The sequence below is a fragment of the Capnocytophaga granulosa ATCC 51502 genome (assembly GCF_000411115.1).
Lineage (GTDB): Bacteria > Bacteroidota > Bacteroidia > Flavobacteriales > Flavobacteriaceae > Capnocytophaga > Capnocytophaga granulosa.
The window spans coordinates 1-6,461 of sequence record NZ_KE150259.1 but is presented as its reverse complement, the minus strand read 5'-3'; the positions used below and the strand labels follow the sequence as shown (position 1 = coordinate 6,461).

The 6,461-nt window shown below is 38.6% G+C and carries 7 protein-coding genes, 1 rRNA gene and 1 pseudogene; 6 read left to right on the top strand and 3 right to left on the bottom strand.

The window, feature by feature from the left end:
• Nucleotides 1-248, bottom strand: a pseudogene (locus tag HMPREF9331_RS13145) (DUF4294 domain-containing protein); the annotation flags it as partial.
• A gap of 133 nt (nt 249-381) precedes the next feature.
• On the opposite strand from HMPREF9331_RS13145, the gene HMPREF9331_RS11605 reads away from it, so the two are divergent.
• The 6 genes from HMPREF9331_RS11605 (at nt 382) to HMPREF9331_RS11575 (ending at nt 5,201) form a co-directional block, all read left to right on the top strand.
• Complete coding sequence (locus tag HMPREF9331_RS11605) at nt 382-585, top strand: hypothetical protein (RefSeq protein WP_016421091.1); 204 nt, start codon at nt 382-384, stop codon at nt 583-585.
• Nucleotides 586-660: 75 nt separating this feature from the next.
• Complete coding sequence (locus tag HMPREF9331_RS11600; RefSeq protein WP_016421090.1) at nt 661-1,089, top strand: DoxX family protein; 429 nt, start codon at nt 661-663, stop codon at nt 1,087-1,089.
• Nucleotides 1,090-1,103: 14 nt separating this feature from the next.
• On the top strand, nt 1,104-2,534 hold the full coding sequence (locus HMPREF9331_RS11595) for a CCA tRNA nucleotidyltransferase (RefSeq protein ID WP_040357561.1): 1,431 nt from the start codon (nt 1,104-1,106) through the stop codon (nt 2,532-2,534).
• Between the two features lie 42 nt (nt 2,535-2,576).
• The gene (locus HMPREF9331_RS11590; protein ID WP_016421088.1) at nt 2,577-3,398 is read left to right on the top strand and encodes a hypothetical protein; all 822 of its coding nucleotides are present in this window, start codon (nt 2,577-2,579) and stop codon (nt 3,396-3,398) included.
• Nucleotides 3,399-3,723: 325 nt separating this feature from the next.
• A complete protein-coding gene (locus tag HMPREF9331_RS11580) occupies nt 3,724-4,149 on the top strand; it encodes a PaaI family thioesterase (protein ID WP_016421087.1) in 426 nt (141 codons plus the stop codon).
• Nucleotides 4,146-5,201, top strand: a complete 1,056-nt coding sequence (locus tag HMPREF9331_RS11575; protein ID WP_016421086.1) for an isochorismate synthase — start codon at nt 4,146-4,148, stop codon at nt 5,199-5,201. Before HMPREF9331_RS11580 ends, HMPREF9331_RS11575 begins: the two co-directional genes overlap by 4 nt.
• A gap of 4 nt (nt 5,202-5,205) precedes the next feature.
• Here HMPREF9331_RS11575 and HMPREF9331_RS11570 read toward each other — a convergent pair whose 3' ends face one another.
• Together HMPREF9331_RS11570 and rrf are read right to left on the bottom strand one after the other, a co-directional pair.
• Complete coding sequence (locus tag HMPREF9331_RS11570; protein WP_016421085.1) at nt 5,206-6,132, bottom strand: hypothetical protein; 927 nt, start codon at nt 6,130-6,132, stop codon at nt 5,206-5,208.
• Nucleotides 6,133-6,220: 88 nt separating this feature from the next.
• Nucleotides 6,221-6,329: ribosomal RNA gene (rrf, locus tag HMPREF9331_RS11565) — 5S ribosomal RNA — on the bottom strand.
• Nucleotides 6,330-6,461: the final 132 nt, after the last annotated feature.

Below are 6,461 nucleotides of genomic sequence, written 5' to 3'. Positions count from 1 at the left end.
TTTTTGACTCTATATCTGAGTAGTTCATATTTTCTTCTTTGTGCTTCATCTCTGAAAAAAGGTTGATTACCAAAGAATAAAACCTCCTCTAAGTCAAACATCATTTCCCCCGTACCGATACTATCCTTTGGGGTAGCTTCAACAGAAGGCACACTTAAGTTCCCTCTCTTGGCTATTGTATCGGTCTGCTGAGAGAAAACAAGCTGTATGCCCATAAGTGCCATTATGAAAAAAAATCTTGCGTACATATCAAATTTTTGACAAATGTACGATTTTTTCAAAAATTCATTATTTACTAAAACGTTAAAATAATACATTAAATCTCAAAAAATCAATGGGTTCTATTCATTTTTTTGTAACTTTGCCAAAAATTCCGACACAGTGGAAGCAATCCCAAGTCCCAATTATGTTTTGATGACCCAAGAAGGAACCTATCTTGTGGAATATCTTATAGGAGAGGTAGTTTTTGCCACCAGTATCAGCCGTGCCATGATCTTTACCAACCTCGCTATAGCACACCGTTTCAAGACCCTCCTATATGAGCGTTTTGGAATAAAAGTGACTGTAAATACTTATATTTACTAATTTATCTCAAACACTCGCGTTTGCAAAAATAATTTCACTATCTTTGCACCCACTCTCTTTATAATTTAATTGATAATGTACTACAGAGATACCAATAATACTAACAATAATAGCATTCATATAGGCGTTCTGCTGCTGAGGATCATCATAGGGGGCATCATGCTCTTTCATGGTATTTCTAAGTTGCATGATATCAGCTTTGTAAAGATCCAATTGGTCAATCATGCACTGCCAAGTATCTGGGCTTATGGTGCCTACATAGGCGAGATTGTAGCGCCTATCCTGCTAATGCTGGGCTATCGTACCCGCTTTTTCGCTATGATTATAGCCCTGGATTGCTTAGTGGCTATTTTCTTAGTACATAAGAGTGAAATCTTTGTCATTAACCCCGATACAGGAGCTTGGGCTATTGAGACCTTAGCACTATTCTTAGGAGGTGCTATTTGTCTATGTTTCACAGGAGGCGGAAAATATGTACTTTCCAAAAAAAGTAAATGGGACTAACAAAAAAATACATGATGAATTATTCTCAATCACTTACAGCTCCCATCTTTGAACTTATTTCTAAAATTGCTGACCAAAACAGTCAAAAATGCTTCGTCGTAGGAGGTTTTGTTCGTGATTTACTATTAAAACGAGGTGTTGCCAAAGATATTGATATTGTTACTCTAGGCAGTGGTATAGAGCTAGCTGAAAAAGTAGCCGCTCAATTGCCCAATAATCCTAAAATATCGGTATTTAAGAATTTTGGCACTGCCATGATCAAGACCGATAATATTGATATTGAGTTTGTTGGGGCACGTAAGGAAAGCTATCGGGAGGATTCTCGCAAGCCCATAGTGGAAGATGGTACCTTGGCCGATGACCAAAATCGTCGTGATTTTACCATCAATGCGTTGGCTATATCCCTAAATCAAGACACTTTCGGAGAATTGGTAGATCCTTTTGGAGGAGTTGATGACTTACAGAACAAAATCATTCGTACCCCTTTAGAGCCGAACATTACTTATTCTGACGACCCTTTGCGTATGCTCAGGGCTATTCGCTTTGCTACCCAGCTGAATTTTCAGATAGAAGAGAAGTCCCTACAAGCCATAGCGGACAACAAGGAACGACTCAAGATTATTTCCAACGAACGTATTGCTGAGGAACTCAACAAAATTCTTACCGCTGCACGCCCTTCAGTTGGGTTTAAGTTGCTTTATGAAACGGGCTTACTCTCAATGATTTTACCTGAATTGGTCGCCCTACAAGGAGTAGATGAAAAAGAAGGACAACGCCACAAGGATAATTTCTGGCATACCTTAGAAGTAGTGGACAACATCTCCATGAATACCAATGACTTATGGCTCCGTTGGGCTGCCCTACTGCACGATATAGGCAAGGCCCCGACCAAACGATTTGACAAGAAAATAGGTTGGACATTCCATGGTCACGAGTTTCTTGGAGGGAAAATGGTGATAAAGATATTCCAGCGTCTGCGTCTGCCTCAAAATGAGAAGATGAAATTTGTCCAAAAAATGGTTACTATGAGTTCCCGCCCCATCATCATTGCACAGGATATTGTAACCGATTCGGCTGTAAGGCGCCTACTTTTTGATGCGGGTGATGATTTTGAAGCACTTATGACCCTTTGTGAGGCCGATATTACTACCAAAAACCCACAGAGATACAAGAAATACCATCAGAATTTCCAAATTGTTCGCCAAAAAGTCGTAGAAGTAGAAGAAAAAGACCATATACGTAACTTTCAACCTCCTATCACTGGAGAGGAAATCATGGCTCTCTTTGGCCTTAGTCCCTCCCGTGAAGTAGGTCAGCTCAAAGAAGCGATCAAAGAAGCTATTCTAGAGGGTATTATAGGTAACTCCTACGAAGAAGCATATCCCTTTATGCTTGAGAAAGCAAAGAAAATGGGACTGTCTTTAGTCGCTGGTACGAGCTTATAGCTCGTACCCAAAGATGATAGAACTTACAAAACCTAATCAAGAATGAAAGAAAGTATAAAGATAAGTGCCCTATCTGTGATTATAGGTGCTATTCAAATGATACTTTTCTTGCCTGATGGGTATTCTTGTATTGACGCAAAAAGTGATGTTATTACAGGTATTTCTATTTTTATGCCTATCCAATTCTGTATAGTATTTGTATATAGCATTTTTTGTAAACCTATTAGACAATCTATCGCTAAGTATATATTACTCCTAATTATTTTAGCTTTTTGGCTATATATCAATAGGATAGAATTTATGCATCGGGAGGCTTGTTGGTCTACCTATTTAAAAGAGGAGATTAACCCAGCGGTAGTATATAGCTCTATCATCCCCTGCGGGATCTGCATTTTTGCCTTTTATATGGGGATATGTTATTTTGAAAAAAAGGAAAAACAGAAAATACCTCCCTCTGACAAAGCAACAAACCACTCTATTACTAAATTAAGTGTCATTATTAGCTTTCTACTGATAGGATGCAGTGCCCCGAAAAGTGATTTTAAGGTTATCCAAACCGAAAGAATAGGTAAAGATTATCAATATAACCCCAATGGATTTATAGAAAATAATTATGGAAGATTGCTTATAAAGACCATTTCACTTTATGACAAGCAGGGGAAGCTAAAAGGATTTCTTTGGAATAGGGCTGATGGTTTTTTGGAATATACCCCATCAGAACTAAAAGAAGATATAGCCTTAGTAAAGAGTTTGGATATTGATACTATATATTCGGATAAGAAATACATTGGTTACATAAAAGAGAAAAAAAATGATACCATTTTCTATTTGTCCAATAATAAAATCGTGATAAAAACTAAGTAATTTTATAAGAGTTCTGTTCTTTTCATTCTTATTATTGCTTACAGATGTTTGTAAAGAGCAACATCTCTTTGATTATAAAAAGGATAGTCTTGCAACATCTTTTAATATAATAAGATTTGCCATACTTGCAGAAGAAGAATTAGCTCATAGCATCTATTATATAGACGCCTATTCGGGGGATTTTCTCTACAAAGATGAATATGGAATCCGAGAAGATTTTTTTGGCAGAGCAAGGGATTTACCCAAAGAAAAGATAACTATACCCCTAAGACATTACAACAAATTTGAACCCTTATAACTTTAATTATTTTTAATTCTATAAGATATGAACAACCATTTATTATTAGAAAAAGCCAATGCTATGGGGCAAAGTACCCTCATAGACTTCCTTGAAATTCGCTTTATAGAAATAGGCGAAGACTACATAATCTCACAAATGCCTGTCAATGAGAAGACTTGCCAACCCAATCGCATACTGCATGGAGGGGCATCGGCTGCCTTGGCGGAAACCACAGGAAGTATTGCCGCGATGTTACTGGCAAATCCAGATCCTGAAAACTACTTAGTTTTAGGAATAGACATTATGATGAATCATGTACGAGGGGTAGAGTTGGGTAAGCAAGTTTTTGCCAAAGCCACCCTACTCCATAAGGGAAAAACACTCCAACACTGGGATGTAAAAATCACTGACGAGGAAGGTAAACTTGTTTCCTATGGAAAACACACCACCATAATCACTAAGAAAAGATGAACCAATCTAAAGAAGAATTTTTAGAAAAAGCAAAGGAGGTTGCCCTAAGAGGGTTACCTTTTGCTTTGTTTAGCTATCCCAATAGCGCGGATATTCACCTTATCTACCAGAATGATGACACCTTATATACAACCAATCTCTGTGAGGGAGATGGTTTTATCATGTGTCCTTTCTATGGGGGTACTCCTTTGTTACTAAAGCAAGAGCATCACCTTACCACTCCCTTATTTTCAGTTGAAAAGCCTATACTTAGTGCGGATCTTATTCCCACCCAAGGTGATAGAGAACACTATCATACCCTTTTCCAGAAAGCACTGAAAGCCATAGAGGGACATACGTTAGAAAAGGTAGTTCTTTCCCGTAGAATTGCTTACCAAGGCAATCAAAAATCGCTTCTTACCTATTTCCAAGATCTAAAAGCGCTATATCCTACAGCCTTTTGTTATGCTTTTTCCCACCCCAAAGTAGGTCGCTGGCTGGCTGCCACTCCTGAAACCTTGATAAAAGTTGTAGGCGATACTCTTTGTACCATGTCACTGGCGGGAACCAAACCCTTTGTAGAAGGAAAAAGTCCCCTATGGACAGAAAAAGAATATAGAGAACAAAAGATTGTAACCGATACTATCACCCAAGTGCTACACCCCCTCACCACCGATTTATCCATAGGAAAAGTACATGAAGTACGTGCAGGGAGACTCTGGCATCTCTGTACAGAAATTACCGCTAAAATCACCTCTAATACACCTATCCAAGAAATTGTACAACGCCTACACCCTACTCCTGCCGTATGTGGCTTCCCAACAGATAAAGCCCGTAATTTTCTACTTGAGAATGAGGGCTATCCAAGAGAATTTTATGCAGGGTATTGTGGTTTGACTCATTGGGGAGCACATCGCTCCATAGACCTATTTGTCAATCTCAGGTGTGCCCAACTCACTCAAAAAGAGATATTTGTATATGTAGGAGGAGGGGTCAATAGTGGTTCTCAAGAAGAAAGCGAATGGCAGGAAACGGAAAATAAAGCCCAAACCATGCTACGAGTACTTCAATAACTCTCTAAGCCCCTTTGGGTAGCCTTACAAACTGAGAGACAAACTCAGGGAGTCCCGTCTCAGGCAATCGCTCATTATAATCGTAATAGCTAATCACACAGGAGATCGCCTGCCCTCTGAGCACTGTCGCTATAAAATAGACAATGAGTTTGTGATCCTTATGATGACTCTTGAGGACAGGATCCTGATAATGTTCGTTATAGACAACCTCCGTGGCACGTGTTTGCTTCCCTTCAAAGAGGAGCGTGATATCCCGCTCTGTAAGAATGCTTATCGTATGGTTTTCTGGTACGAGAATCAACATAGCCCATTCCTTCTGTAGGGCAATGGCTTGCTGTGCTTGGGCTAAGGTAGCGTGCAGGCTCCAGTTCATCTCCCCTTTGGTAGGGCAGCGTACAATATTGACTCCAGCCCAATAACATTCGTCCATTAGGGGTACTTTTCTCCCGAGAAAATCAAAAGAACGCCCACCCAAATGATTTTCTTTGGGCACTTTTTTATCTAATACCAGCTGAATCATCTCTGTGTCAATCTCTTCGGAAGGTGACTCGGAGACTGAACTGATCTTAGCTATCAGTAATACATCTTTTCCTTCGATTTTATTTCCGATGAAATAAACCATCGTATTTTGCCAATGATTTTCTGCATTTTTAGTATAATAGGTAAGATAATAATGAGAATATGGCAACTTTGGATTCCGCTTAGGAATGGTATCCAAGAAGTGATTTTTCTTAGCAAAATTCACCATATTTTGCTTTGTTACAAGCGTATCAAAGGCCTCCTCATAAACCTGTATTCTCACTTCATACTTTCCCATAGCATAGGCTGGTTCTCCTTCCATAGGATTATAATATAGGCGTTTTTGAGCATCTTTATTCTGAGCTGCTAAAGATAGAGATAGAAAAAATAAAAAATAGAAGTATGTCTTCATAGCTGTTAGTGGTTAGTGGTTAGTGGTTAGTGATTAGAAAAAATAGTAAAAAACCGAACTATTCAAAAGAATAATTCGGTTCTTGTAAAGAAGGCGGCGACATACTCTCCCACAAATTGCAGTACCATCTGCGCTAAAAGGTTTAACTTCTCTGTTCGGAATGGTAAGAGGTGAGACCTTTCGCTTTAACCACCTTAAATTTTTAGTGATTAGTGAAAAACTAATAGTGAATAGTTCTTCACCACACTTGTATTTTAAAGTAAAGTAGCTTAAGTGTATAAAGAATAACTTTTCTCTCTTTACTGTTCACTCTTCACTTAATTGACACT

Excerpts from the sequence above, each read along its gene's own strand:
- HMPREF9331_RS11595 (WP_040357561.1), top strand. The coding sequence starts at position 1,104 with ATGAATTATTCTCAATCACTTACAGCTCCCATCTTTGAACTTATTTCT.
- HMPREF9331_RS11600 (WP_016421090.1), top strand. The coding sequence starts at position 661 with ATGTACTACAGAGATACCAATAATACTAACAATAATAGCATTCATATA.
- HMPREF9331_RS11575 (WP_016421086.1), top strand. The coding sequence starts at position 4,146 with ATGAACCAATCTAAAGAAGAATTTTTAGAAAAAGCAAAGGAGGTTGCC.
- HMPREF9331_RS11590 (WP_016421088.1), top strand. The coding sequence starts at position 2,577 with ATGAAAGAAAGTATAAAGATAAGTGCCCTATCTGTGATTATAGGTGCT.
- HMPREF9331_RS11580 (WP_016421087.1), top strand. The coding sequence starts at position 3,724 with ATGAACAACCATTTATTATTAGAAAAAGCCAATGCTATGGGGCAAAGT.
- HMPREF9331_RS11570 (WP_016421085.1), bottom strand. The coding sequence starts at position 6,132 with ATGAAGACATACTTCTATTTTTTATTTTTTCTATCTCTATCTTTAGCA.